The sequence below is a fragment of the Pseudomonas sp. GW823-FHT06E10 genome, assembly GCF_058794995.1.
On sequence record NZ_JBXAHJ010000013.1, the window covers coordinates 15,974 to 41,530 of the forward strand.

At 60.9% G+C, this 25,557-nt stretch carries 25 protein-coding genes; 10 read left to right on the plus strand and 15 right to left on the minus strand.

The features are described from left to right. The first annotated feature begins 6 nt into the window (after positions 1-6). From ptsN to AC1Q6Y_RS20320, 3 genes are read left to right on the plus strand one after another with little or no spacing between them, the layout of a single operon-like run. Positions 7-471 carry a PTS IIA-like nitrogen regulatory protein PtsN gene (gene ptsN / locus AC1Q6Y_RS20310; protein ID WP_008046148.1) on the plus strand — a complete coding sequence of 155 codons (465 nt, stop codon included), beginning with the start codon at positions 7-9 and terminating at the stop codon, positions 469-471. 2 nt (positions 472-473) lie between these two features. Continuing rightward, a complete protein-coding gene (gene rapZ, locus AC1Q6Y_RS20315; RefSeq protein WP_057716419.1) occupies positions 474-1,331 on the plus strand; it encodes an RNase adapter RapZ in 858 nt (285 codons plus the stop codon). Between the two features lie 15 nt (positions 1,332-1,346). Continuing rightward, positions 1,347-1,619, plus strand: coding sequence for an HPr family phosphocarrier protein (locus AC1Q6Y_RS20320; protein ID WP_057716420.1), 273 nt, complete (start codon positions 1,347-1,349; stop codon positions 1,617-1,619). 28 nt (positions 1,620-1,647) lie between these two features. Here the strand turns inward: AC1Q6Y_RS20320 and AC1Q6Y_RS20325 are convergent, their stop codons facing one another. From AC1Q6Y_RS20325 to pmbA, 6 genes are all read right to left on the minus strand, one after another. Beyond that, positions 1,648-2,541 (minus strand): ZIP family metal transporter, encoded by an 894-nt coding sequence (locus tag AC1Q6Y_RS20325; protein WP_057716421.1) that lies wholly within the window; start codon positions 2,539-2,541, stop codon positions 1,648-1,650. Positions 2,542-2,572: 31 nt separating this feature from the next. Next, positions 2,573-3,184 carry a superoxide dismutase gene (locus tag AC1Q6Y_RS20330; protein WP_492625042.1) on the minus strand — a complete coding sequence of 204 codons (612 nt, stop codon included), beginning with the start codon at positions 3,182-3,184 and terminating at the stop codon, positions 2,573-2,575. 2 nt (positions 3,185-3,186) lie between these two features. Further along, positions 3,187-3,615 carry a DUF2753 family protein gene (locus tag AC1Q6Y_RS20335; RefSeq protein WP_492625043.1) on the minus strand — a complete coding sequence of 143 codons (429 nt, stop codon included), beginning with the start codon at positions 3,613-3,615 and terminating at the stop codon, positions 3,187-3,189. 27 nt (positions 3,616-3,642) lie between these two features. After that, positions 3,643-5,019: a class II fumarate hydratase gene (locus AC1Q6Y_RS20340; protein WP_492625044.1), complete on the minus strand. Its 1,377-nt coding sequence runs from the start codon at positions 5,017-5,019 to the stop codon at positions 3,643-3,645. Further along, positions 5,012-5,407: a FagA protein gene (locus tag AC1Q6Y_RS20345; protein WP_090453084.1), complete on the minus strand. Its 396-nt coding sequence runs from the start codon at positions 5,405-5,407 to the stop codon at positions 5,012-5,014. Before AC1Q6Y_RS20345 ends, AC1Q6Y_RS20340 begins: the two co-directional genes overlap by 8 nt. 250 nt (positions 5,408-5,657) lie before the next feature. Continuing rightward, on the minus strand, positions 5,658-7,004 hold the full coding sequence (gene pmbA, locus AC1Q6Y_RS20350; RefSeq protein WP_492625045.1) for a metalloprotease PmbA: 1,347 nt from the start codon (positions 7,002-7,004) through the stop codon (positions 5,658-5,660). Between the two features lie 108 nt (positions 7,005-7,112). On the opposite strand from pmbA, the gene yjgA reads away from it, so the two are divergent. Then, the gene (yjgA, locus tag AC1Q6Y_RS20355; RefSeq protein WP_056728351.1) at positions 7,113-7,637 is read left to right on the plus strand and encodes a ribosome biogenesis factor YjgA; all 525 of its coding nucleotides are present in this window, start codon (positions 7,113-7,115) and stop codon (positions 7,635-7,637) included. A 48-nt stretch (positions 7,638-7,685) separates the two neighbouring features. Here yjgA and tldD read toward each other — a convergent pair whose 3' ends face one another. The 8 genes from tldD to mreB form a co-directional block, all read right to left on the minus strand. Beyond that, the gene (gene tldD, locus AC1Q6Y_RS20360; RefSeq protein WP_102669080.1) at positions 7,686-9,128 is read right to left on the minus strand and encodes a metalloprotease TldD; all 1,443 of its coding nucleotides are present in this window, start codon (positions 9,126-9,128) and stop codon (positions 7,686-7,688) included. A gap of 12 nt (positions 9,129-9,140) precedes the next feature. After that, positions 9,141-9,995 (minus strand): carbon-nitrogen hydrolase family protein, encoded by an 855-nt coding sequence (locus tag AC1Q6Y_RS20365; RefSeq protein WP_218494920.1) that lies wholly within the window; start codon positions 9,993-9,995, stop codon positions 9,141-9,143. Between the two features lie 183 nt (positions 9,996-10,178). Further along, positions 10,179-13,982 carry a YhdP family protein gene (locus tag AC1Q6Y_RS20370; protein WP_492625046.1) on the minus strand — a complete coding sequence of 1,268 codons (3,804 nt, stop codon included), beginning with the start codon at positions 13,980-13,982 and terminating at the stop codon, positions 10,179-10,181. 75 nt (positions 13,983-14,057) lie between these two features. Beyond that, positions 14,058-15,515 (minus strand): ribonuclease G, encoded by a 1,458-nt coding sequence (rng, locus tag AC1Q6Y_RS20375; RefSeq protein WP_008018726.1) that lies wholly within the window; start codon positions 15,513-15,515, stop codon positions 14,058-14,060. A 45-nt stretch (positions 15,516-15,560) separates the two neighbouring features. Further along, positions 15,561-16,169 (minus strand): Maf family protein, encoded by a 609-nt coding sequence (locus AC1Q6Y_RS20380; RefSeq protein ID WP_150812812.1) that lies wholly within the window; start codon positions 16,167-16,169, stop codon positions 15,561-15,563. Between the two features lie 32 nt (positions 16,170-16,201). Further along, complete coding sequence (mreD, locus tag AC1Q6Y_RS20385) at positions 16,202-16,693, minus strand: rod shape-determining protein MreD (protein ID WP_218544027.1); 492 nt, start codon at positions 16,691-16,693, stop codon at positions 16,202-16,204. After that, on the minus strand, positions 16,693-17,829 hold the full coding sequence (gene mreC, locus AC1Q6Y_RS20390; RefSeq protein WP_492625086.1) for a rod shape-determining protein MreC: 1,137 nt from the start codon (positions 17,827-17,829) through the stop codon (positions 16,693-16,695). The genes mreD and mreC overlap by 1 nt, the downstream gene beginning before the upstream one ends. A 143-nt stretch (positions 17,830-17,972) precedes the next feature. Continuing rightward, positions 17,973-19,010: a rod shape-determining protein MreB gene (gene mreB / locus AC1Q6Y_RS20395; protein ID WP_002555108.1), complete on the minus strand. Its 1,038-nt coding sequence runs from the start codon at positions 19,008-19,010 to the stop codon at positions 17,973-17,975. Positions 19,011-19,221: 211 nt separating this feature from the next. Here mreB and gatC point away from each other — a divergent pair, with 211 nt between their 5' ends. The 6 genes from gatC (at position 19,222) to AC1Q6Y_RS20425 (ending at position 24,447) form a co-directional block, all read left to right on the plus strand. Continuing rightward, positions 19,222-19,509, plus strand: coding sequence for an Asp-tRNA(Asn)/Glu-tRNA(Gln) amidotransferase subunit GatC (gene gatC, locus AC1Q6Y_RS20400; protein WP_007901429.1), 288 nt, complete (start codon positions 19,222-19,224; stop codon positions 19,507-19,509). 17 nt (positions 19,510-19,526) lie between these two features. Beyond that, entirely contained in the window at positions 19,527-20,978 is a 1,452-nt protein-coding gene (gatA, locus tag AC1Q6Y_RS20405; RefSeq protein WP_057398872.1) for an Asp-tRNA(Asn)/Glu-tRNA(Gln) amidotransferase subunit GatA, read from the plus strand. Between the two features lie 10 nt (positions 20,979-20,988). Then, complete coding sequence (gene gatB / locus AC1Q6Y_RS20410) at positions 20,989-22,434, plus strand: Asp-tRNA(Asn)/Glu-tRNA(Gln) amidotransferase subunit GatB (RefSeq protein ID WP_090453075.1); 1,446 nt, start codon at positions 20,989-20,991, stop codon at positions 22,432-22,434. Between the two features lie 149 nt (positions 22,435-22,583). Next, positions 22,584-22,958, plus strand: a complete 375-nt coding sequence (locus AC1Q6Y_RS20415) for a septal ring lytic transglycosylase RlpA family protein (RefSeq protein WP_150812815.1) — start codon at positions 22,584-22,586, stop codon at positions 22,956-22,958. Between the two features lie 50 nt (positions 22,959-23,008). Beyond that, positions 23,009-24,070 carry a calcium/sodium antiporter gene (locus AC1Q6Y_RS20420; protein WP_492588668.1) on the plus strand — a complete coding sequence of 354 codons (1,062 nt, stop codon included), beginning with the start codon at positions 23,009-23,011 and terminating at the stop codon, positions 24,068-24,070. Beyond that, positions 24,067-24,447 (plus strand): carboxymuconolactone decarboxylase family protein, encoded by a 381-nt coding sequence (locus tag AC1Q6Y_RS20425; RefSeq protein WP_057716435.1) that lies wholly within the window; start codon positions 24,067-24,069, stop codon positions 24,445-24,447. The genes AC1Q6Y_RS20420 and AC1Q6Y_RS20425 overlap by 4 nt, the downstream gene beginning before the upstream one ends. Before the next feature lie 157 nt (positions 24,448-24,604). Here the strand turns inward: AC1Q6Y_RS20425 and AC1Q6Y_RS20430 are convergent, their stop codons facing one another. Next, entirely contained in the window at positions 24,605-25,546 is a 942-nt protein-coding gene (locus AC1Q6Y_RS20430; protein ID WP_150812817.1) for an AEC family transporter, read from the minus strand. Positions 25,547-25,557 lie beyond the last annotated feature (11 nt).

Genomic DNA, 25,557 nt, shown 5'->3' on the forward strand with positions numbered 1-25,557 from the left:
CAACCCATGATCCGACTTGAAAGTATCCTGACCCCCGGCCGTTCCCTGGTGAACGTGCCGGGAGGCAGTAAAAAGAAAGCCCTCGAACAAATTGCCAATCTTATCGCCCGCGAAGTGCCGGCCCTGGAGATGCAAGATGTCTTCGAGGCGCTGATCGCCCGTGAAAAACTCGGTTCCACCGGGTTTGGCAATGGCATCGCTATTCCACATTGCCGTCTCAAGGGCTGTGTTTCGCCCATCAGTGCATTGATGCACCTGGACGCCCCTATCGATTTCGACGCCATCGACGGCGCGCCGGTTGACCTGCTGTTCGTGCTGTTGGTCCCGGAAGCCGCCACCGATGCGCACCTTGAGCTGCTGCGACAGATCGCCAGCATGCTCGACCGCAAGGAAGTTCGCGAAAAGCTGCGTAGTGCTGCAAGCAACGAAGCCCTGTATCAGGTTGTCCTTGACGAGCAAAACGGTCAGTAATCATGCGCTTGATCATCGTCAGTGGCCGTTCCGGCTCAGGTAAAAGTACCGCCCTCGACGTTCTTGAGGACAGCGGCTACTACTGCATCGACAACCTGCCAGCCGGTCTGCTGCCGGAGCTGGCCGAACGCGCCCTGGTTCATACCGAGATGTTGCAGCCGCTGGTCGCCGTTTCCATTGACGCGCGCAACCTGCCCAGCCACCTGTCACGCTTCCCCGACCTGCTCGAGGAAGTCCGTGCCCGCCACATCCAGTGCGATGTGCTGTACCTGGACGCCGACGAAGAAACACTGCTCAAGCGCTTCTCGGAAACCCGACGGCGTCACCCCCTGACCAACGCCAACCGCTCGCTGGCCGAAGCCATCAGCGTCGAGAGCGTCCTGCTCGGGCCGATTGCCGACCTCGCCGATCTCAAGATCAACACTACCAGCCTGAACCTGTATCAACTGCGCGATGCCATCAAACTGCGCCTGTTGAATCAACCGGAACCCGGTACTGCGTTCCTGGTGGAATCCTTCGGCTTCAAGCGCGGCATGCCGGTGGACGCCGACCTGGTGTTCGATGTGCGCTGCCTGCCCAACCCTTACTGGAAACCGGAGTTGCGCGAACAGTCCGGGCTCGATCAACCGGTTGCCGAATACCTGGCGGCTCAGCCGGATGTCGAAGAGATGTTCCAGGACATTTCCACATACCTGCTAAAGTGGCTGCCTCGCTTTGCCGCCAGCAACCGCGCCTACGTCACCATTGCCATTGGCTGCACTGGCGGACATCACCGTTCCGTCTACCTGACCGAGCGTCTGGGGCAAACGCTGCAACAATCCCTGAAGAACGTCCAGGTCCGCCACCGCGACCTCAGCTAAAGGATTCACATCGCGATGCCTGCTCTGGAAATCGAAATCATCAATAAACTGGGTCTGCACGCTCGCGCTTCTGCAAAATTCGTTGGGGTAGCAGGTCAGTTCCCGTGCCAGATCAGGGCCGGACGTACACCACAGTCCATGGTCGATGGCAAAAGCATCATGGCGATGATGATGCTGGCCGCCGGCAAAGGCACCACGATCCACTTGAGCACAGAAGGCGAGCAGGAACAGGAAGCGCTGGATGCTCTGGTGGCGTTGATCAACAACTTCTTCGACGAAGGCGAGTAATACAACCACAAAAGCCCCTCACCACAAATCAAGCGAGGGCCGTATCCATCACCATCATCAAACAAAACCCCATCAGCAGCCCGAGACTGGCAAGCTTGTCATGACCATTGCGGCGCGACTCGGGAATGACTTCGTGGGTCACCACCAGCAGCATCGCCCCTGCCGCCAGCGCCAATCCCAAAGGCAGCAGCAGTTCGGCCAGGCTCACCAGCCACGCGCATAGCAGTGCGAACACCGGTTCTACCAAACCTGACGCCGCACCGATCAGGAACGCCTTGCCCCGGGACATCCCTGCCCCGGCCAGCACCAAAGCGATGACCAACCCTTCCGGTACATCCTGCAAGGCAATGCCCATGGCCAGGCTGTCGGCGTCAGGCATTGCGCCACCGGCCGAAACACCTACCGCCATGCCTTCCGGGATGTTGTGGGCGATGATGGCAAATACGAACAGCCAGATCCGCGGAGCAATGACCGGTCGTTCCAGCGTGCCGACCAGCATGTCCGGGCTGGCGCCAGAGACCTTCCGATCCACCAGGAACAACAGGAAGGCGCCGAGCATAATGCCGAAGCTGATCAATCCACTGGACGCCCAAGGTGACAGTCCAAGCCCTTCGGCGGCAGAGATGCCCGGAACGATCAGCGAAAATGCCGTCGCAGCCAGCATCACGCCAGCGCCAAAGCCAAGCAAAGTGTCGCTGAGCCTCTGCGGCATCCGCCGAATCACCAACACCGGCACCGCGCCCAGCGCGGTACCCAAGGCGCAGATCGCACCGCCCTGCAGTGCGCGCAGCAACTTCGGCTCAAGGTCGAGCCATGCCAGCCCATGGGCAACCAAAAGGCTCATTCCCGCCAGCAGTAACAGCGATCCAAACGCGTAACGAAACATCCGTCCATTTCCGATCGCCAGTGTTTCAGTGCCCATAGTCCAGCCTTGGATTGTTTTTATGGAAGACTTAAACCAGTGCGTCCTGATAGCGCGCAGCGACTTGCGGCCAATTGATCACGCGGTAGAACGCGCTGATGTATTCCGGACGACGGTTCTGATAACGCAGGTAATAGGCGTGCTCCCAGACGTCGAGGCCCAGAATCGGGGTATTGCCGTTCATCAACGGGCTGTCCTGGTTACCGCTGCTTTCCACTACCAAGGTCTTTTGCGGGGTCACGCTCAGCCAGGCCCAGCCGCTGCCGAAGCGGGTCAACGCGGCCTTGGTAAAGGCTTCCTTGAAGCTATCGAGACCGCCCAGTTGTTCATCAATGGCCTTGGCCAGCACGCCTTCGGGCTCGCCACCACCGTCGGGCGCCATGACTTCCCAGAACAACGAATGATTGGCGTGGCCGCCACCTTGGTTGATCACCGCCGTCCGTAGTTTTTCCGGCAGTTGCTGAACGGCGGACACCAGCTTCTCCACGGGCCACTCGGCATACTCGGTGCCTTCAACAGCCGCGTTCAGGTTATTGATGTAGGTCTGGTGATGCTTGGTGTAGTGAATCTCCATGGTCTGCGCATCGATGTGCGGCTCCAGGGCGTCGTAGGCGTACGGCAAGGCAGGCAAGGTAAAAGCCATGTTCAATGGACTCCATGATGATGAGGCGCAGGCGAAGCGACATCGATGTGCAGCAGCCGATGTGTACGCGGATACTCGCCGTGCTCACTGATGAAATTCAGCAGCTCGACGTAGGTCTTGCTGCTCTGGCGCAACGCGGCTTCTCGCAATGTTTGAGGTAGCCGCGGGTCCTGCATGGTGTGCAGCAGCCGTTGGTGGATGGCACACAAGTATTCGGCGCTCTCCTCCGGCTGATTCAGACGCAAGTGCAGGTCCGCCAGGTTGTGATGGGAAATCACGCAGGCCGCTACCGCTTCGTCGGCATCCGCCCAGCGCTCGAACAGCACCTGGGCCAGAGCCAATGCCTGCAGGTACGCCTCGCGGGCATCGACCAGTTCACCCAGCATGAAAAAGCGATTGGCTCTTTCGATCGTGCGTTTCCAGTGCTCCATGGTGCGCCTCCAAAGCGGTAACGGGGCTTAGACGCCGCCCGCAGTGAGTTTTTCCGGGTTGAGCAATTCTTCCAGTTGGCTGCGCGTCAGGTCGGTGTGTTCCAGCGCGGCGTCAATCACCGGCCGACCTTGCTGATAGGCCTTCTTGGCAATCTCGGCAGCCTTCTGGTAACCGATGATCGGGTTGAGCGCGGTAACCAGAATCGGGTTGCGTGACAGTGCTTCCTTGATCCGGCCTTCGTTGACCTTGAAGCTGGCGATGGCCTTGTCTGCCAGCAGACGACTGGAATTGGCCAGCAACTCGATACTGCTCAGCAGGTTCTGGGCGATGATCGGCAGCATCACGTTCAGTTCGAAATTGCCCGACTGACCGGCGATGGTGATAACACTGTCGTTGCCGATGACCTGAGCCGCGACCATCGCGGTGGCCTCTGGAATGACCGGGTTGACCTTGCCCGGCATGATCGAAGAACCCGGCTGCAAGGCTTGCAGTTCGATCTCGCCAAGGCCGGCCAGCGGGCCGGAGTTCATCCAGCGCAGATCGTTGGCGATTTTCATCAGCGACACGGCAGTGGCCTTTAGCTGTCCGGAGACGGCAACGGCAGTGTCCTGGGAGCCGATCAGCGCGAACAGGTCCTTGCCTGGCTGGAACTCAACCCGGGTCAATTTGCTTAGCTGCTGGCTGAAACGCGCCGCGAACTCGGGGTGGGCGTTGACACCCGTGCCCACCGCCGTGCCGCCTTGAGCCAGGGATTGCAGGCTTGGCTGCAAGCCCTGCAGATGGCCGATGTTGGCCTTGATCTGCTGCGCCCAACCGTTGAGCACCTGGCTCATGCGCACCGGCATGGCGTCCATCAGGTGCGTACGCCCGGTTTTGACGTGGTGATGAACCTGCTCGGCCTTGCGCTCGATGACCTGCACCAGATGCGTCAGCGCCGGCAGCAGTTGTTCATGGAGCGCCAGTGCTGCGCTGACGTGAATGGTGGTCGGGATGATGTCGTTGCTGCTCTGCCCGCAGTTGACGTGATCGTTGGGGTTCACCGCCTCGCCCAGCAAGCGGCTGGCCAGCGTGGCGATCACTTCGTTGGCGTTCATGTTCGAGCTGGTGCCGGAACCGGTCTGGAACACATCCACCGGGAAGTGCTGCATGAAATCACCTTCGAGCAAGCCCTGGGCTGCGTCGACGATGGCTTTGCCCTGGGCTTCGCCGATCTGCTTGAGCTCGACGTTGGTGCGGGCGGCCGCTGCCTTGGCCAGGATCAAGGCGCGGATGAACTGAACCGGCATCGGTTTGCCGCTGATCGGGAAGTTATCCACCGCACGCTGGGTCTGTGCGCCGTAGAGGGCGTCTTCCGGGACCTGAAGCTCGCCCATACTGTCGCGTTCGATACGGGTATTACTCATCGGGAGATCCTTGCATCAGTTCTATGAGAGGAATCGAGGGCTGCAACTCACAGGTAGCGAGTTGCCAGGTGTAGCTCTGCCAGCGCTTGAGGCGGCATTTGCACAACGAGAGGCGTTCCAGTTCGCGCAGCGGGCGCCAGGCCTGGTCGAGACAGTAAGTGCGCCAGTGCCACGGCAGCGCGACATCGGCGGCAGTATCGAGCAACAATCGGAAGGAAGTTTCGGCGACAGTCCACGGCGAGGTGGCCGTGCAACACGCCAGGTACCGGCCTTCGGCCAGGTAGTGGTCGATCAGGCGAGGCTCGTCGGGGTTCATCGCGCAACGGATCTGGCGACTCATCCAGCGCCAGCTTTCGAGATAAGGCTGCTCGTGCAAGGCAGAACTCATGATCCGGGGCTCATTCGGTAATGAGATTTATTATTATATGATAATGAGAACCAAAACAAGTCCGTGCCGACACAGCAGATCCATTGTGGGAGCGAGCCTGCTCGCGAAGGCGTCATCACTTTCAACATTGATTTCGTCTGACACGCTGCTATCGCGAGCAAGCTCGCTCCCACAGGGGATCTGAGTTGTAGCCAACAAAAAAGGCGCGCCACCCAATGGGTGGCGCGCCTTTTGGTGAAGCGGCCGTGGCTTAGCTGCCTGCCACCGTCATCCGCTCGATCAGCACCGAGCCGGTGCGAATGTTACTGCGCAGTTCCAGGTCATTACCCACGGCAACGATCTGCTTGAACATGTCGCGCATGTTGCCGGCGATGGTCACTTCCTGGACCGCGAACTGGATTTCACCGTTCTCGACCCAATAACCCGCTGCACCACGGGAGTAATCGCCGGTGACCATGTTGAGGCCCTGCCCCATCAATTCAGTCACCAGCAAGCCACGCCCCATGCGCCGCAGCAACGCCGCCTGGTCTTCGTCGCCATGGGTGACGAACAGGTTGTGCACGCCGCCGGCGTTGGCCGTGCTCGGCATACCGAGCTTGCGGCCGGAATAGGTGCCGAGGATGTAAGACACCAACTCGCCCTTTTCGACGAACGGTTTGGCGTAGGTTGCCAAACCATCACCGTCGAACGCTGCACTGCCCATGGCCCGCATCAGATGCGGACGTTCGTCGATGGTCAGCCACTCCGGAAACAGCTTCTGCCCAAGGGTGCCCTCGAGGAAAGACGACTTGCGATACAGGCTGCCGCCGGAAATCGCCGACAGGAAACTGCCGAACAGCCCCCCAGCCAACTCTGCGGAAAACAGCACCGGCACCTCGCAAGTCGGCACCGGACGCGCGCCCAGACGACTCGCCGCCCGTTGCGCAGCGCGTTGACCGATGCTCACCGGGTCGGCGAGCAGATTGCCCTGGCGGTTCACGTCGTACCAGTAATCGCGCTGCATCTGGCCATCGGCCTCGGCGATCATCACGCAGCTCAGGCTGTGCCGAGTCGATGCGTAACCGCCGATAAAGCCGTGGCTATTGCCATACACGCGGCAACCCTGATGGGTACTGAGGGTGGTGCCGTCGGCGTTCTTGATCCGGCTGTCGGCGGCAAACGCCGCGGCTTCGCAGGCCAGGGCCTGTTCGATGGCTTGTTCCGGAGTGATGTCCCATTGGTGGAACAGGTCGAAATCCGGAATATCGCGCGCCATCAGCGCGGCATCCGCAAGGCCCGAGGCTTCGTCTTCCGAAGTGTGTTTGGCAATGGCCAGTGCAGCGGCGACGGTTTCGCGAATCGCTTCAGGACCGCTGGCCGAGGTGCTGGCCGAGCCTTTGCGCTGCCCCACGTACAAGGTGATGCCAAACCCCTGGTCGCGGTTGAACTCAACGGTTTCGACTTCACGCTGGCGCACCGAAGTCGACAACCCCTGCTCCAGCGACACCGCCACTTCACAGGCGCTGGCCCCCTGGCGCTTGGCTTCAGCGATGATCTGCTCGACTTGTTCCTGCAGTGCCGGCAACGCTTGTGGGCCGACGCTTTCAACTGCACTCATGCTGTTCTCCACTCAAATTCTGCTTTCGGTAACGGTCATCGAGCGACCGGGCCGGACAAGCGGCCCCCGACTGGTTATCATGGCGGCGTTTCTTTGCGGACGGCCACCATGGTTGATTCTTACGACGACTCCCTCGATACGGGAGAAAAAAGCAAATCCCAGGTCAAACGCGAGCTGCATGCTCTGGTTGACCTTGGCGAGCGCCTTACAACACTCAAGCCTGACTTGCTGGCAAAACTGCCCTTGACCGACGGAATGCGTCGGGCTCTGGCCGATGCGCCCAAGCACACCGCGAACATCGCGCGAAAACGGCACCTTCAGTTCATCGGCAAACTGATGCGCGATCAGGACACTGCCGCCATTCTGGTTCTGCTCGATCAACTCGATGCCTCCACCCGTCAATACAACGAACGCTTCCATAACCTGGAACGCTGGCGCGATCGTCTGATTGCCGGCGACGATGCCGTACTGGAAAAATTCGTCGTCGACTACCCGGACGCGGACCGCCAGCAATTGCGATCCCTGATCCGTCAGGCCCAGCATGAGGTTGCGCAAAACAAACCTCCTGCTTCCAGCCGTAAAATCTTCAAGTACATCCGTGAGCTGGACGAGACTCAACGCGGTCTGCGTTAATTCTCGAAGCGGGTGAGCTGCCTCGCAGCTCACCCGCAGCCTCACTTCTTACGACCCCGTGCCACCCACGGTGATCGCATCAATCTTCAGCGTTGGCTGGCCGACACCCACTGGCACCGACTGCCCATCCTTGCCACACGTACCCACGCCGCTGTCCAGCGACAGATCATTACCGACCATCGACACCTTGCTCATGGCTTCCGGCCCGTTGCCGATCAGGGTCGCGCCCTTGACCGGAGCGGTAATCTTGCCGTCCTCGATCAGGTACGCCTCGCTGGTGGAGAACACGAACTTGCCGCTGGTGATGTCCACCTGACCGCCACCCAGGTTGGCGCAGTAAATGCCGCGCTTCACCGAAGCGATGATTTCCGCCGGGTCGCTTTCGCCGGCGAGCATGTAGGTGTTGGTCATGCGCGGCATCGGCAGGTGCGCGTAGGATTCGCGACGGCCGTTACCGGTGCGTGCCACGCCCATCAGGCGGGCGTTGAGCTTGTCCTGCATGTAGCCTTTGAGTACGCCGTTTTCGATCAGCGTGGTGCACTCGGTCGGCGTGCCTTCGTCGTCGACACTCAACGAGCCACGGCGACCGGCCAGGGTGCCGTCATCGACAATGGTGCACAGCTTCGACGCAACCATCTCGCCCATGCGACCGCTGTAGGCCGAACTGCCCTTGCGGTTGAAGTCGCCTTCCAGACCATGACCGACCGCTTCGTGCAGCAACACGCCCGACCAGCCGGAACCGAGCACCACCGGCAAGGTACCGGCCGGTGCCGGAATGGCTTCGAGGTTGACCAGCGCCTGGCGCAACGCTTCACGGGCATAGCCCATGGCGCGGTCTTCGCCGAGGAAATAACGGTAATCGGTCCGACCGCCACCACCGTGCCCCCCGCGCTCGCGGCGACCGTTCTGCTCGACGATCACGCTGACGTTGAAGCGCACCAGCGGCCGTACATCCGCCGCCAGACCGCCGTCGGTGGAAGCCACCAGAATCCGCTCCCAGACACCGGCCATGCTCACGGTGACTTGCTGGATGCGTGGGTCGAGGGCGCGGGTCGCGGCATCGACTCGCTTGAGCAAATCGACTTTCTCGGCACGGGTCAGCACTTCCAGGGGATTGTCCGGCGCATACAACTGCGCGACATCCTGGCTGGTGAATGCCTGCACGGTGCCATTCTGGCCAGCGCGGGAAATCGAACGGGCGGCCCGCGCCGCCGCGCCAAGGGCTTCCAGGGTGATGGCATTGCTGTAGGCAAAACCGGTTTTTTCACCCGATTGCGCGCGCACGCCCACACCTTGGTCAAGGTTGAAGCTGCCTTCCTTGACGATGCCGTCTTCCAGCGCCCAGGACTCGGAGATCTGCCCCTGGAAATACAGGTCGGCCGCATCGATGCCCGGCCCGGCCAGGTCGCCTAGCACGCCTTGCAGGCTCTCGATCGTGACGCCACCGGGCGCCAGCAGGTGTTCACTGACTGAGGACAACAACTCGCTCATATGCTTTACGCCTTAAATTCGTCGTTCTGATGCAGGTCGCTGGGCGCCCTGCGAGAAAAAGCGCCGGTGACTGGACACCGGCATCCGCGCCCGGATGGACGCCTGTTCGCTGCTGTCGCGTTCGGCCAGCAGCACGGCCTCGCCTTGATCCTGTTGTGCCAGCACACGCCCCCACGGGTCGATGATGGCAGCATGACCGAAAGTTTCCCGCGGCCCCGGATGCGTCCCACCCTGGGCAGCCGCGAGCACATAACATTGTGTCTCGATGGCCCGTGCGCGAATCAGTACATCCCAATGCGCCGCGCCGGTCACTGCCGTGAAGGCCGAAGGGGCGGTAATCAGTTCCGCACCGGCCGCGCGCAATTCGCTGTACAGCTCCGGGAAGCGCAAGTCGTAACAGACCGTCAGGCCAACCCGCCCAACCGGTGTGTCCGCCACCACGACCCCACTGCCATAAGCATAGTCATCGGATTCACGATAACGGCCGCGATTGTCGGCCACGTCGACGTCGAACAGGTGCAGCTTGTCGTAGCGCGCCACCGTTTCACCCTGGTCATCGACCAGCAACGAACAGGCATGCACCTTGGCCGCCGGTTGATCCACCGGCGGCAACGGCAACGTGCCGGCCACAATCCATAACTTGAGGTCGCGTGCGGTCTGTTTCAACCAGGGCAGGATCGGGCCTTCGCCCAGTGCTTCGGCGCGCCCGATGTCGGCAATGTCGCGCCGGCCCATGGCGGCGAAGTTCTCCGGCAATACCGCGAGCTTCGCGCCACCGGCGGCCGCTTGCTCGAGCAGCCGACGGGCCTGGGCCAGATTGGCCAGCACATCGCTCTGGCTGACCATTTGAATCACCGCTAGAGACATGGCCTTTTCCTTATTGAAACCAACACAGACCTTGTAGGAGCGAGCTTGCTCGCGATGAGTTTGAATGCGACGCGTTTTTTCAGACAGCCTGCGTCATCGTTCACGTCCATCGCGAGCGAGCTCGCTCCTACAAGGGGCGAGCCGCAATGGCCATGCTACTCCATAGGCCCGAAGGATGGCGTTTCAAAAAGCCTTGTCGAAGGTGATTTTCGGTTCTTTCCACGGCCCTTTGACGGTGTACTTCACACTGGCGAAACGGGCGACCCGGTCTCCGATCAACTTGTCGATCAGGAACAGCGCCCCGCCGACCGCAGGTGCACCGACGATCAATGCGGCAATCGGCAGGTTATTGGTCACCGGCAAGGTCACCATCAGTTTCGCATCGATCTGATCGGCCACCATGTTCAGGGTGCCGTCGAGTTCAATGGTGCTCGACGGCCCCGTCAGCTGGATCGGCTTACGGGTGACATACACACCATTGGTCCCGACCAGCAGCCCCTTGACCCGGTCATAACTCAGGCCTTTGCCGAACAGGTCGGAGAAATCCAGGCGCAGGCGCCGGCCGATGGAGTTGAAGTTGAGCAAGCCAAATACCCGCAGCGCCTGGGCACTGCCCTCAACCTCGACGAACTGACCCTGATTAAGGGTCGCATCAAGCGTGCCAGAGAAACGCTTGGTCGCCACCCAGGCCGGTGAGCCGGGCCAGCGGCCATCGACATCCATATAGAAGTCCTGGCTGGTGACGCTCGGCGCAAACCCCCAGCCCTTGAGCACATCGGCGAGGTTCTTGCCGCTGATACGACCCTTGTACCAGCTGTTGCTGGCGCCAGGCACGCCTTCCCAACCACCGCTGCCCACCAACAGCATGCCCTTGAGGCCCAGGTCCAGGGAGTTGAACTCTATGCCCTTGGGCGTCGGACGAATTTTCAGCGACCAGCCCCCCACCAGATCCTGCCCCTGGAATAGCTGATTGATGGTGATGTCCATCGCGGGGATTTTTGTCGGGTCCACCGACGCCAGCGGATCCGGCGAGTTTTCATCGGCCAGCACGGTCGGGTCCGGTGCGGGCAGGCGCACAGTTTGCAGATTGATCGTGATCGGCGTGGCTTTCGCATCGGGAAGGCTGGCGCTGCCATTGATCTGCTGGCTGTCCAGTTGTAGCGCCCAGGCGGAAGGCTTGCGCGCCAGCTGGATCGAGGCCTGATCGAGGGTCGTGCCGATACCGCTGAGTTTGCCCACCTTGAAATCCGCGCCGCTGAGCAGTTGCCTGGCGCTGCCGCCGGGGTCTTGTCCGGCGTATCTGTCCACCAGATCCTTCCACGGGCCAACGTCCAGCTCCGACAGCACGCCCCGTATCCGCAAGCCTTTGGTGCCAGGCAAGACGGACTCGCCGCCACCGAGGAACAACTCCCCGCGACCGTCGGCGAAACTACTGGCCGGGGCCGCGAACGTGAAACTCGCCAAGTCCCCGTAGTTGACCCAATAACGCCGCTCGTCGCCCTGCAAGGTCATGCGGAACGTGGTGTCGCGCCCGGCCTCGGAGGTTATGCCGAACGGTGCAGGCAAATCGACGGCCACGCCCTTGAGGCTGGAATTGACCATCAACTGGCTGTCGGCGCCGTCCAGGGTCAGTTGCAGTTGATACGGGATCACACCGCTCACTGGCAGAGGTTGGGTGACCTTCAGCCAGTCGGTCAGTTTCTTGACCTCGACCTGCCCTGACGCGGCCACCCGGGTACTGTGCTTGCCCGGGCTGCCATCGGCAAATATCTGTGCGGTGACCGGTTTGTCGAACGCCCGGGCGCTGATGTTCTGCCCGCTCAGGCCTTTGCCGCTGTCGAAACGGAAATCACCTTTGAGTTGGGTCAGTTCCAGCGCAGGTTCGGCCAGTTTCAAGCGCGCCTTGGCGGTCTTGAAATCGACGAGGATCTTCGGCTCCTCGCCTTTTGCCAGGGGAATATCGAGTTTCAACTTGCCTTGCAGGTCACCCTCGCCTTCCCAGCCGGCAAAGGTTGCTGCGGTGCCGATCGGTGCTTCCTGGAGGATTTTCAGGCCATCGCCCAAACCGCCGGCAAATCCGCCATCGAGGAACAAATGAACGTTCTGCCCGGCCGGCACATGGGGAATGTCGACGTAGATATCGTTGACCTGGGTGTCGAGCAACCGGCCCGTGCTGGCCAGAATCCGCACGCCGCTGTCTTCGACAAACACATCGCCGCTGACCTTGCTGACATGGGGCCAGCCCGGCTGGAAGGCCAGTTCGGCATCGTGAACCTTGAAGTACAGGCTGATGCTGCGATCGACATCCGCGGCACCGGGGCTGAGCGACCCTTGATACTGGAAGAAGCCTTGATCCACCGCGCCCTTGAGAATCGCCGTGCGCAGCCATTCGTCCAGCGCCGGACTGAGGACCGTCGGCAAGTACTTGGCGGTGTAGCGACCGTCACCGTCCACCAGGCCGACCCGCAGGTCCATGTAGTCTTCCCGGGTGTGATCGAAATACAGGCGAATCAGGAAGTCGCCGGCGATCTTGCCTTCCTCGCCCAGCACTTTCAGATACGGCGCGATCAGGGTGAAACCTTCTTTATCGAGTTTCCAGGTCAGCCGCGCATTGGCCTGAATGTACTGCCATGGCTTGGCGAAAATCGGGTCCAGGTGCAGCATGAAATCCTTGCTGTCCATGCGCAGTTCGCCGTGCCCCAGGTCACCGATGATGCTGCCGCTGACATTTCGCGCCGCCGGCGCACCGTGATAGGCATCAAAGCCCACCTGGTCGAGGTTGGCGGCAAACCCGAACTTGCTGTCGTCGGTGGCATTGGGGCGGAAGTCGACCAGCACGTTACGCAGGCCACCCGTGACCTTGAGCCGCTCGACGACCGTGGCAAAACCCTCTGGTAACGGCGCCAGGGCGTTGAGCAGCGGGGTCAGCGGCGTGAGATCAACCCGGTCGGCTTGCAGGTGCCAGAGTTCTTCGGTTTTATCGGTGGCGGCGTTTTGCGTGAGCTGCAGATGCGTTTCCCAGCGGGTCTCGCCGAAGTTCATCGCCAGGGAATCCAGAGTCACTGACGCCCCTTTGGCACTGCGCTGGAAGTAACCATTGAGCGCCAGGTTATTGATCTGGATCGGCTTGCGCTCGGCGTAGGCACCCTTGAGTTGTGGCGCGTTCACGCGCACCGCAGCGCTTTGCAAGGTGCCTTTGCCCCAGGTCACCCACAGCTCGCCGCCGGCCTTGATCTCGGAAAAATTCCACTGTTGGGTCAGACGTTCAGGCAACCACTTCGACCAGTCGCTTTGCGGCAGGCTCAGGTAGACCTCGGCTTCACCGTCCTTCCATTGGCTGGCTCGAATACGGGTACGCAGGCTCATGGCCACCGGTTGCCCGTCCGGCAGGGTCAACCGTGCGTCGAGCCGCTGCCGTGACACCCCGGTTTTCAGATTCAGGCCGACATAAGTCAAGGTCAGCGGTGATTCGCCAAACGGCTGCAAGGTCACCTGGCTGTCGAGCACCGACAGTTGCTGGATCATCTGCATCTGATTGAGCAGTTGCTCCGGATCGGTGGGCTGGTCCTGGCGCATCGGCAAACCTTCCAGAGCCCACTGACCGCCCTCACCTTGCCTGAGGTTGATCTTGAGGCCGCTGAACTCCAGATGAGCGATGCGTACCTGGCGGGCCAACAAGCTGGCCCAAAGGTCCGGCACCGCGCGCACCTGATCCAGGTGCAAGGCATTGGCGCCGTCGCCGACCGTCACGTCGCGGGCCATCAATATAGGGGCGAATCCACTCCAGTTGCCTTCGAGCTCGCCGATCTGCAACGGCATACCCAAGGCATCGCTGGCTTTGGTTTCGATGTCGGCGCGGTACTCGGCGACTAGCGGCGTCAGCTCCCGGCCAAGGCTGACGTAGAGCGCCATCAACACCAAAACCAACGCGCACAGGCCCAGACCCCAGCGGGTCAGTGCGGCCAATATGCGTGTCAGACGGTCCATGTCAGGTGGCTCCCATGGCAAAAGTTTTGCAAAAAGCTGAGGCCAGCCATTCTCGAACAATCAAAACAAAACGCTTCAGAGCAGCACCACGTCGTATTGTTCCTGGGAATACATGGTTTCGACCTGGAAGCGGATGGTGCGCCCGATAAACCCTTCCAGTTCGGCAACGTTGCCCGACTCTTCGTCGAGCAGGCGGTCCACCACTTTCTGGTTTGCCAATACACGATAGCCTTCCGCCTGATAGGCGCGAGCCTCGCGCAGGATTTCACGGAAGATTTCGTAGCAAACGGTTTCCGGGGTCTTGAGCTTGCCCCGTCCCTGACAGGCATTGCACGGCTCGCACAACACCTGTTCAAGGCTTTCGCGAGTGCGCTTGCGGGTCATCTGCACCAGGCCCAGTTCGGTGATACCGATGATGTTGGTCTTGGCGTGATCGCGCTCCAGTTGCTTTTCGAGCGTGCGCAACACCTGGCGCTGGTGCTCTTCATCTTCCATGTCGATGAAGTCGATGATGATGATTCCGCCCAGGTTACGCAGGCGCAATTGACGGGCGATAGCCGTCGCGGCTTCGAGGTTGGTCTTGAAGATGGTCTCTTCGAGATTGCGGTGGCCGACGAACGCCCCGGTATTGACGTCGATGGTGCTCATGGCTTCCGCCGGATCGACCACCAGATAACCGCCGGACTTGAGCGGGACCTTGCGTTCGAGTGCCTTCTGGATTTCGTCTTCGACGCCATACAGGTCGAAAATCGGCCGCTCGCCCGGGTAATGCTCCAGGCGGTCAGCAATCTCGGGCATCAGTTCAGCGACGAATTGCGTGGTTTTCTGAAAGGTTTCCCGGGAGTCGATGCGGATCTTCTCGATTTTCGGGCTCACCAGGTCACGCAGGGTGCGCAGCGCCAGGCCAAGGTCTTCGTAGATTACGCTAGGCGCACTGATGGTTTTGATCTGGGCGTTGATCTGATCCCAGAGACGGCGCAGATAACGGATGTCCATGAGGATTTCATCCGCGCCGGCGCCTTCGGCTGCCGTGCGCAGGATGAAACCGCCAGCTTCCTTGATACCTTCCTTGGCCACGCAATCAGTGACCACCTGTTTGAGGCGTTCGCGCTCGGCTTCGTCTTCAATCTTCAGAGAAATGCCGACATGGGCCGTGCGCGGCATGTACACCAGATAGCGTGAAGGAATCGAAAGCTGGGTGGTCAGGCGTGCGCCTTTGGAACCGATCGGATCCTTGGTCACCTGCACCACCAGGCTCTGGCCCTCGTGCACCAGTGCACTGATGCTCTCGACCGCCGGGCCTTCGCGCAGGGAAATTTCCGACGCATGAATGAACGCGGCACGGTCCAGGCCGATATCGACGAATGCCGCCTGCATTCCAGGCAATACCCGCACGACTTTGCCTTTATAGATGTTGCCGACGATCCCGCGCTTTTGCGTACGCTCGACGTGGACCTCTTGCAGGACACCGTTTTCGACCACCGCCACGCGCGACTCCATCGGCGTGATGTTGATCAGAATCTCTTCACTCATGGCAGGGTCTCGTTCAGGCATGTTCACGATAATGGCCGCATCTGTTCAGAACGTTGCTTGGTGTGCGTTCCGGGGTTGCCAACAGGGTATGCCGAAATGGCCGAGCAGTTCCGCGGTTTCGCAAAGCGGTAGTCCGACCACCGCTGAATAACTTCCATCGAGCCCGGCGACAAACACCGCACCCAGTCCTTGAATGCCATAACCGCCCGCCTTGTCCCGTGGTTCGCCGCTGGCCCAGTAAGCTGCGGCTTCCTCACGACTGATATCTCGAAAACGCACCCGGCTGGTGACAACCCGGGATTCGCAACGTTCGCCATCGAGCACGGCAATCGCGGTCAGGACTTCATGTTCACACCCAGACAGCATCGTCAGCATGGCGCACGCATCCGCTTGATCAACCGGTTTGCCGAGAATTTTCCCATCGAGCACCACGGCGGTATCGGCACCGAGCACACAAAATGGTTCATCAGACACGACGCCGCCGCGCCCGGCCTCGGCCTTGCCGCGTGCCAGGCGCTCGACGTAGGCCGATGGGGATTCTTGAGCTAAAGGGGTTTCATCGATGTCCGCATTGACGGCGCGGAACGCAACGCCGATCTGCGTGAGCAATTCACGTCGACGCGGCGAACCAGAGGCGAGGTACAACCGTTTCATCAAGACCTCTCCCTGTCCAATGCCTGAACGAATTAATTGATTTTGTAGCGTCGACGCAGTCCGCGCAAACCGAAACTGATCCAGGGCCAGAGCAGCGCACTGACCAGTGCCGGCAGCACCAGCGCCAACGTCGGCTGACGATTGCCGGTCAAGGCACTGAGCCATAGCTGTACTAGCTGGGCGAGTCCGAAGATCACCAGGATCACCAGGCTCTGCTGCCACATCGGGAACATCCGCAGGCGTTGCTGCAGCGCCAGCACCAGATAGGTGATGAGCGTCAGGATCAAGGCATTCTGACCCAGCAAGGTACCGTAGAGCACGTCTTCAGCCAGCCCCAGGCAAAACGCCGTCACCATCCCGACGGTCTGCGGCAGGTTCAACGCCCAGAATGCCAGCAACAAGGCCAGCCACAGCGGGCGCAGGATTTCCATGAATTGCGGCAGAGGCGAAACGCTCAACAGCAGACCGATGGCGAACGTCAGCCAGACTATCCAGCCGTTTCGGGATGCTTTCACACCGCCCATTATTCTCTCCCCACTGGAGTGGCCGGCGCGGACACTGGCGGTTTGGCGGCAGGCTTCGCGGCAGCGGGTTGCGCCGCCGGTGGTTTAGCCGCCGCAGGATGCGAGACCACAGGCTTGGCTGGCGTGGTGGTTGGCTTGGCTGGCGCGGTGGCCGCAGGCGCCGCCGTCGCAGGAATCGCCGGTGCGGCGGCCGGTGCAGCGGGGACCGCGGGGCTGACCGGTTTCGGAACCGTCGACGGAATGATCGGCCCACCGCCCTGCGCATCCAGGCTTTCCTGGGCCTGGGCGGCAGCGTTGACGCGCTCTTCGGCAGTCCGGTTGTCGCTGAACACCAGCAACAGGTAACGGCTACGGTTCAAGGCGGCGGTCGGAATGGCGCGGACAATGGCAAACGGCTGGCCGGAATCGTGAATCACTTCCTTGACCGTCGCCACCGGATAACCCGCCGGGAAACGCTGACCGAGGCCGGAGCTGACCAGCAGGTCGCCCTCCTTGATGTCGGCGGTATCGGCCACATGCCGCAACTCGAGACGTTCCGGGTTGCCGGTGCCGCTGGCAATCGCCCGCAAACCGTTACGGTTCACCTGCACCGGAATGCTGTGGGTGGTATCGGTCAGCAGCAAGACGCGGGAGGTGTAGGGCATCAACTCGACCACCTGCCCCATCAGGCCACGGGCATCGAGTACCGGCTGACCGAGGACTACGCCATCGCGCTCACCTTTATTGATGATGATGCGATGGGTGAAGGGGTTGGGGTCCATGCCGATCAACTCGGCCACTTCGACCTTCTCGTTGACCAGGGCCGAAGAGTTGAGCAACTCGCGCAGCCGAACGTTCTGCTCGGTCAGGGCGGCAAGCTTCTGCATGCGCCCCTGCAACAGCAGGTTCTCGGTCTTGAGTTTTTCGTTTTCGGCGACGAGTTCGGTCCGGCTGCCAAACTGACTGGCAACGCCTTCCCACAGTCGTCCGGGCAGGTCGGTGATCCAGTAGGCGTCCATCAGCACCAGCGACATCTGGCTGCGTGCAGGCTTGAGCAGACTGAAACGGGCATCGACCACCATCAGCGCGACCGATAGCACGACCAGCACCAACAGGCGCACGCCAAGTGAAGGGCCCTTGGTGAAAAGCGGTTTAATAAGCCGCTCCTCCCAGGCAAATGTTCTGTTTATTCATACGGCAGCAATCCGGCCTGGATGCAGACTGACAGAAGATAAACGCGAACAGGCAGCACTGCAAAGTGCCGCCTGCGCGCTCAACAGCATAGAGGCAATCCGGCGACTTATTCGCTGGAAAGCAGGTCCATGGTGTGTTTATCCATCATTTCCAATGCACGGCCACCGCCGCGAGCAACGCAGGTCAGCGGGTCTTCGGCAACGATCACCGGCAGACCGGTTTCCTGGGCCAGCAATTTGTCCAGGTCGCGCAGCAAGGCGCCACCACCGGTCAGTACCAGGCCACGTTCGGCAATATCGGAAGCCAGCTCCGGAGGCGATTGCTCCAAGGCGCTTTTCACGGCCTGAACGATGGTTGCCAGGGACTCTTGCAGAGCTTCCAGCACTTCGTTGGAGTTCAGGGTGAATGCGCGTGGAACGCCTTCGGCCAGGTTACGGCCGCGAACGTCGACTTCGCGAACTTCGCCGCCCGGATACGCGGTACCGATTTCCTGCTTGATGCGCTCGGCGGTGGATTCACCGATCAGGCTGCCGTAGTTGCGACGCACGTAGGTGATGATCGCTTCGTCGAAGCGGTCGCCGCCCACACGTACGGATTCGGCGTAAACCACACCGTTCAGGGAGATCAGCGCGATTTCAGTGGTACCGCCACCGATATCCACGACCATCGAACCGCGAGCTTCTTCAACCGGCAGGCCGGCACCGATCGCAGCGGCCATTGGCTCTTCGATCAGGAACACTTCACGGGCACCGGCGCCAAGGGCCGATTCACGGATGGCACGACGCTCAACCTGGGTGGATTTGCATGGAACGCAGATCAACACGCGTGGGCTAGGCTGCAGGAAGCTGTTTTCGTGAACCTTGTTGATGAAGTACTGCAGCATTTTTTCGCACACGCTGAAGTCGGCGATCACGCCGTCTTTCATCGGACGAATGGCAGCAATGTTGCCCGGCGTACGACCCAGCATGCGCTTGGCTTCGGTGCCGACAGCAACGACACTTTTCTGGTTACCGTGTGTCCGAATGGCCACAACGGAGGGCTCATTCAGGACGATACCGCGCTCGCGCACGTAAATAAGGGTGTTGGCAGTGCCCAGGTCAATGGAAAGATCGCTGGAAAACATGCCACGCAGTTTCTTGAACATGGGAAAGGGACCCTAGGCAACGCGTGGGTAAAAAAGTGCGGCAAACTCTAACAACGACAGGGATTTTGGGCAAGGCGCCAATATGTTAAATTGGCCGCTTTTCTGTGCACCAAGCCCCACAATCGCGGCCTTATGACCGTAGAAGTGCGGTAGTGTTCCGACAATCTAACACACGGACGCCGTCCGTTTTGTTTTCCACTGGAGAATCCCAATGGCGCTTGAACGCTCCGACGTGGAAAAAATCGCTCATCTGGCCTGCCTTGGCCTCAATGATGCCGATCTTCCACACATCACTTCGGCCCTTAACAGCATTCTCGGGCTGGTCGACGAAATGCAGGCGGTCAATACCGATGGTATCGAACCGCTGGCCCACCCACTGGAAGCCAGCCAGCGCCTGCGCGCAGATGTCGTGACCGAGACCAATCACCGCGAGGCGTACCAGTCCATCGCACCAGCGGTCGAAAACGGCCTGTACCTGGTTCCGAAAGTCATCGACTAATAGGGAAAGAGCCTGCAATGCATCAATTGACTCTGGCCGAGATCGCCCGCGGACTCGCCGATAAAAAGTTTTCCTCCGAAGAGCTGACCAAAGTCCTGCTGGCGCGCATCGCCCAGCTCGATCCGCAGCTCAACAGTTTCATCAGCCTCACCGAAGACCTGGCGCTGACGCAGGCGAAAGCCGCTGACGCCCGCCGGGCCAATGGTGAGAGCGGCGCCCTGCTCGGCGCGCCGATCGCCCACAAGGACCTGTTCTGCACCCAGGGCATTCGCACCAGCTGCGGCTCGAAGATGCTCGACAACTTCAAGGCCCCGTACGACGCCACCGTCGTCGCCAAGCTGGCCGCTGCCGGCGCCGTGACCCTGGGCAAGACCAACATGGACGAATTCGCCATGGGTTCGGCCAACGAATCGAGCTACTACGGCGCGGTGAAAAACCCGTGGAACCTGGAACACGTGCCAGGCGGTTCGTCCGGCGGTTCGGCGGCGGCGGTTGCCGCTCGTCTGCTGCCTGCGGCTACCGGCACCGACACTGGCGGCTCGATCCGCCAGCCAGCGGCATTGACCAACCTCACCGGCCTGAAACCGACGTACGGTCGCGTATCGCGCTGGGGCATGATCGCTTACGCCTCCAGCCTCGATCAGGGCGGCCCGTTGGCACGCACCGCCGAAGACTGCGCAATATTGTTGCAAGGTATGGCCGGCTTCGATCCAAATGATTCCACCAGCATCGACGAACCCGTGCCGGACTACAGCGCCAGCCTCAACGGCTCGCTGCAAGGCCTGCGTATCGGTGTGCCGAAAGAGTACTTCAGCGCCGGTCTCGACCCGCGCATTGCCGACCTGGTCATGGCCAGCGTCGAAGAGCTGAAAAAGCTCGGCGCCGTGGTCAAGGAAATCAGCCTGCCGAACATGCAGCACGCGATTCCTGCGTACTACGTGATCGCCCCGGCGGAAGCCTCTTCCAACCTGTCGCGCTTCGACGGCGTGCGTTTCGGCTACCGTTGCGCAGACCCGAAAAACCTGGAAGACCTGTACAAGCGCTCCCGCGGCGAAGGTTTCGGGACAGAAGTACAGCGCCGGATCATGGTCGGTGCCTACGCGCTGTCGGCCGGTTACTACGACGCCTACTACCTGAAGGCGCAGAAGATTCGTCGCTTGATCAAGAACGACTTCATGGCCGCCTTCAATGAGGTCGACATCATCCTCGGCCCAACCACGCCGAACCCGGCCTGGAAGCTTGGCGCCAAGAACAGCGACCCGGTCGCTGCGTACCTGGAAGACGTCTACACCATCACCGCCAACCTCGCAGGCCTGCCCGGCCTGTCGATGCCGGCCGGTTTTGTCGACGGCCTGCCGGTCGGCGTGCAATTGCTCGCTCCGTATTTCCAGGAAGGTCGCCTGTTGAACGTTGCCCACCAGTATCAGTTGAACACTGACTGGCACACCCGCACCCCAACCGGCTTCTGAGGAGACACACATGCAATGGGAAGTCGTGATCGGGCTGGAGATTCATACCCAGCTCACCACCCGGTCGAAAATCTTTTCCGGTAGTTCCACCACCTTCGGTTCCGAGCCGAACACCCAGGCCAGCCTGGTAGACCTGGGCATGCCGGGCGTATTGCCGGTGCTGAACCAGGAAGCGGTACGCATGGCGGTGATGTTCGGTCTGGCGATTGACGCCGAGATCGGCCAGCACAACGTGTTCGCCCGTAAAAACTACTTCTACCCGGATTTGCCCAAGGGCTACCAGATCAGCCAGATGGAGCTGCCGATCGTCGGCAAGGGCCACCTGGACATCGCCCTCGAGGACGGCACGGTCAAACGTGTCGGCATCACCCGCGCGCACCTGGAAGAAGACGCTGGCAAGAGCCTGCACGAAGAGTTCAGCGGCGCCACCGGCATCGACCTGAACCGTGCCGGCACGCCGCTGCTGGAAATCGTTTCCGAGCCGGACATGCGCAGTGCCAAGGAAGCCGTGGCCTACGTCAAGGCGATCCACGCCCTGGTGCGTTACTTAGGGATCTGCGACGGCAACATGGCCGAAGGTTCGCTGCGTTGCGACTGCAACGTATCGATCCGCCCGAAAGGCCAGGCCGAGTTCGGCACCCGCTGCGAGATCAAGAACGTCAACTCGTTCCGCTTCATCGAGAAGGCGATCAACAGCGAAATCCAGCGTCAGATCGAATTGATCGAAGACGGCGGCAAGGTGATCCAGCAGACCCGCCTGTACGACCCGAACAAGGACGAGACCCGTCCGATGCGCAGCAAAGAGGAAGCCAACGACTACCGTTACTTCCCCGATCCGGACCTGTTGCCAGTGGTCATCGAGAACTCGTTCCTCGACGACGTGCGCGCCACCCTGCCGGAATTGCCACCGCAAAAGCGCGAGCGCTTCCAGGAGCAGTTCGGTCTGTCGGTCTACGACGCCAGCGTGCTGGCCACCAGCCGCGAGCAAGCCGATTACTTCGAGAAAGTCGCGAGCATCGGCGGCGACGCCAAACTGGCGGCGAACTGGGTGATGGTCGAGTTGGGCAGCCTGCTCAACAAGCAAGGTCTGGACATCGAAGAGTCGCCGGTTTCCGCCGAGCTTCTGGGCGGCATGCTGCTGCGCATCAAGGACAACACTATCTCCGGCAAGATCGCCAAGGTGGTGTTTGAAGCGATGGCCAACGGCGAAGGCAGCGCAGACGAGATCATCGACAAGCGCGGCCTCAAGCAAGTGACCGACACCGGCGCCATCTCGGCGGTGCTGGACGAAATGCTCGCGGCCAACGCCGAGCAGGTCGAACAATACCGCGCGGCAGACGAAGCCAAGCGCGGCAAGATGTTCGGCTTCTTCGTCGGTCAGGCCATGAAAGCCTCCAAAGGCAAGGCCAACCCGCAACAGGTCAACGAACTGCTCAAAAGCAAGCTCGAAGGCTGATGAGAATGGAGCCAGCCCGACTCACTGGCTCCATTCCCCTGTGGGAGCGGGCTTGCTCGCGAATGCGGTTCGGCACTCAATTCAATGTTGACTGTCAGAATGCATTCGCGAGCAAGCCCGCTCCCACATTTGTTTTTTGGAACACCCAAATGAAACGTCTGCTCGGCGCCTGCGCCCTCCTCTCGCTCCTGGCCGGTTGCGCCAGCACCGACACCGTCGATCCGCATGGCTACGACAAAACCGGCGTGGCTTCGTACTACGGCGCCAAACACCAAGGCAAACGCACCGCCAACGGCGAGCGTTTCAACATGAATTCCATGACCGCCGCCCATCGCCAGCTACCCTTCGGTACACGGGTGAAGGTCACCAATCTGAATAACGACAAATCCTGCGTGGTGCGCATCAATGATCGCGGGCCGCACACCCGGGGCCGCCTGATCGACCTGTCCAAGGAAGCCGCCGAGCGCCTGGGCATGCTGCGCAGCGGCACCGCGCGGGTTCGCGTGCAAGCCCTCGACGACTGACCGATGGAGCCCCGACCATTTTCGGATTAGCCGATTTACCCCTGATCAGCGTGATCGAATTGCTCAGCGGATTGCTCCTGCTGATTGTCGGCGCCGAATTGATGGTGCGCGCCGCCGTACGCATCGCCGCGCGGTTGCACGTACGACCGCTGATCATCGGCCTGACCATCGTCGCCCTCGGCAGCAGCGCACCGCAGATGGCGGTCAGCCTGCAAGCGACCCTGGCGCACAATGCCGACATCGCCGTCGGCAGTGTGATCGGCAGCAGCATTTTCAACATCCTCGTCACCCTCGGGTTGTCTGCGCTGATCATTCCGCTGCGGGTTTCCCGACAATTGGTGCGCCTGGATATTCCGTTGATGATCGGCGCCAGCCTGTTGGTGTTCGTACTCGCCTGGAATGAAGAACTGACCCGGGCCGACGGCGTGATGTTGCTGACGGCGCTGGCGATTTACCTGGGCTTGTTACTGCGTCAGTCGCGACACTCGGCACGCCCGGTATCGAGCCATGATCACAACGGCCAGGCGTCATGGCTGAGCAGCCTGCTGATGATCGTCGCCGGACTGGCGATGCTGGTGTACGCCGGACACTTGCTGCTGGGGGCAGCCGTTGCGGTCGCTACCGACCTTGGGCTGTCGGAGCGGATCATCGGCCTGACCATCGTCGCCGTCAGCACCTCACTGCCTGAGCTCGCCACTTCGTTGATCGCGGCTATACGCGGCGAACGCGATATTGCCGTGGGCAACGTGATTGGCAGCAACCTGTTCAACCTCCTGGGCGTGCTCGGCTTTACCGCGCTCGTGGCACCGTCACCGCTGTCGGTGTCGCCCAACGCCCTGGATTTCGACCTGCCGGTGATGCTCGGCATCGCGGCGCTGTGCCTGCCGGTGTTCTACTCCGGCTATCGGGTGACCCGCGCCGAAGGTCTGCTGTTTCTGGGTTTGTACCTGGCGTATGGGCTGCACGTGGTGTCGTTCACCACCGGCATGCCACTGGCCGGCAAGCTGGAACACTTGATGCTGTTATTCGTCCTGCCAGCGCTGGTAGCGTTTTTGCTGTTCACGTCACTTCGCGCCTGGCGTCGCCAACACCATAAGAAGGAAGTCCCATGACCGAGAATAAAAAACCCGGCGTTGAAGTCCGCCGCCAAGTGATGGGCGACGCCTTCGTCGACCGCGCACTGGGCAACGCCACCGAGTTCACCCAGCCGCTGCAGGACTTCGTCAATGAACACGCCTGGGGCGGCGTGTGGAATCGCGAAGGCCTGCCGCTGAAAACCCGCAGCCTGATTACCCTCGCAGCCCTGACCGCACTCAAGTGCCCGCAGGAGTTGAAAGGTCACGTGCGCGGTGCGCTGAACAACGGCTGCACCGTGGAGGAGATTCGCGAAGCACTGCTGCATTGCGCGGTGTATGCCGGCGTGCCGGCGGCGATCGATGCGTTTCGGGCGGCGCAGGAAGTGATCGACAGTTACCAGAAGCCAGAGTGAATCAAAGAAATTCAGGCTGCCTGATCTGGCGCCATCGCGAGCAAGCTCGCTCCCACAGGGGGTCTTCGGTGTGAATAGAATTTGATCAACAACAAAGAAACCTGTGGGAGCGAGCTTGCTCGCGATGAAGCCCTAAAGCGCAGCGACAATCCGGAAGCTAAATCCACCCACCCCACTGCAACAAAAAGATCCCGATATTGGTGGTCACCGCCGCCATCAACGTGGTGATCACGATAATCGCCGCCGCCAGCTCGTGATTGCCATCCGCCGCCCGGGCCATGACGAAACTGGCCGCCGCTGTCGGGCTGCCGAAGTACAAAAACAGAATCCCCAGCTCCGCACCACGGAAGCCCCAGAGCCACGCACCGAGTGTCGCCAGGATCGGCAGACCGAGCATTTTCACCAGGCTCGAACTGAACGCCATCGAACCGCTTTTTCGCAGCGCCGCCAGCGACAGCGTGCCGCCGATGCAGATCAGCGCCAGCGGCAACGTGGTTTGCGCCAGGTACTGGCCGGAGGTTTCCAGCCAGCCGGGCAAGCCGATCTTGAAATAGGCGAATGGTGCAGCCGCAATCACGCTGATGATCAGCGGATTGCTGAACACGCTTTTGCAGATGCTCCACGGATCGGACTTGATCACCGGGCTGTACACCGCCAGCACAATGGTCGAAAGGGTGTTGTAGAACAGGATCACCAGCGCCGCCAGGATCGCCCCGAGGGAAATCCCGTAGTCGCCGTACATGCTTGCCGCCAGCGCCAGGCCAATGACCCCGTTGTTACCGCGAAAGGCACCTTGGGTGTAGATCCCCCGATCTTCCCGCGGGCACTTCCAGATCGCCCAAACCCAGGCGATGGCAAAACACACCAGGGTCGCAAGGGAAAAATAGATCAGCAGCGCAGGCTGCAACGCCGCGTGCAAGTCGGCATGCAGGATGCCCAAAAACAGCAACGCCGGCATGGTGACGTTGAACACCAATGCTGACGCGGTGTGGATGAAATTGTCGTTGATCCAGTCGATGCGCTTGAGCAGCACCCCCAGAAACAGCATGACGAACACCGGCGCAGTGATGTTCAGGGTTTCGAGGAAAATTGCCAGCATGCCGGGAGGAC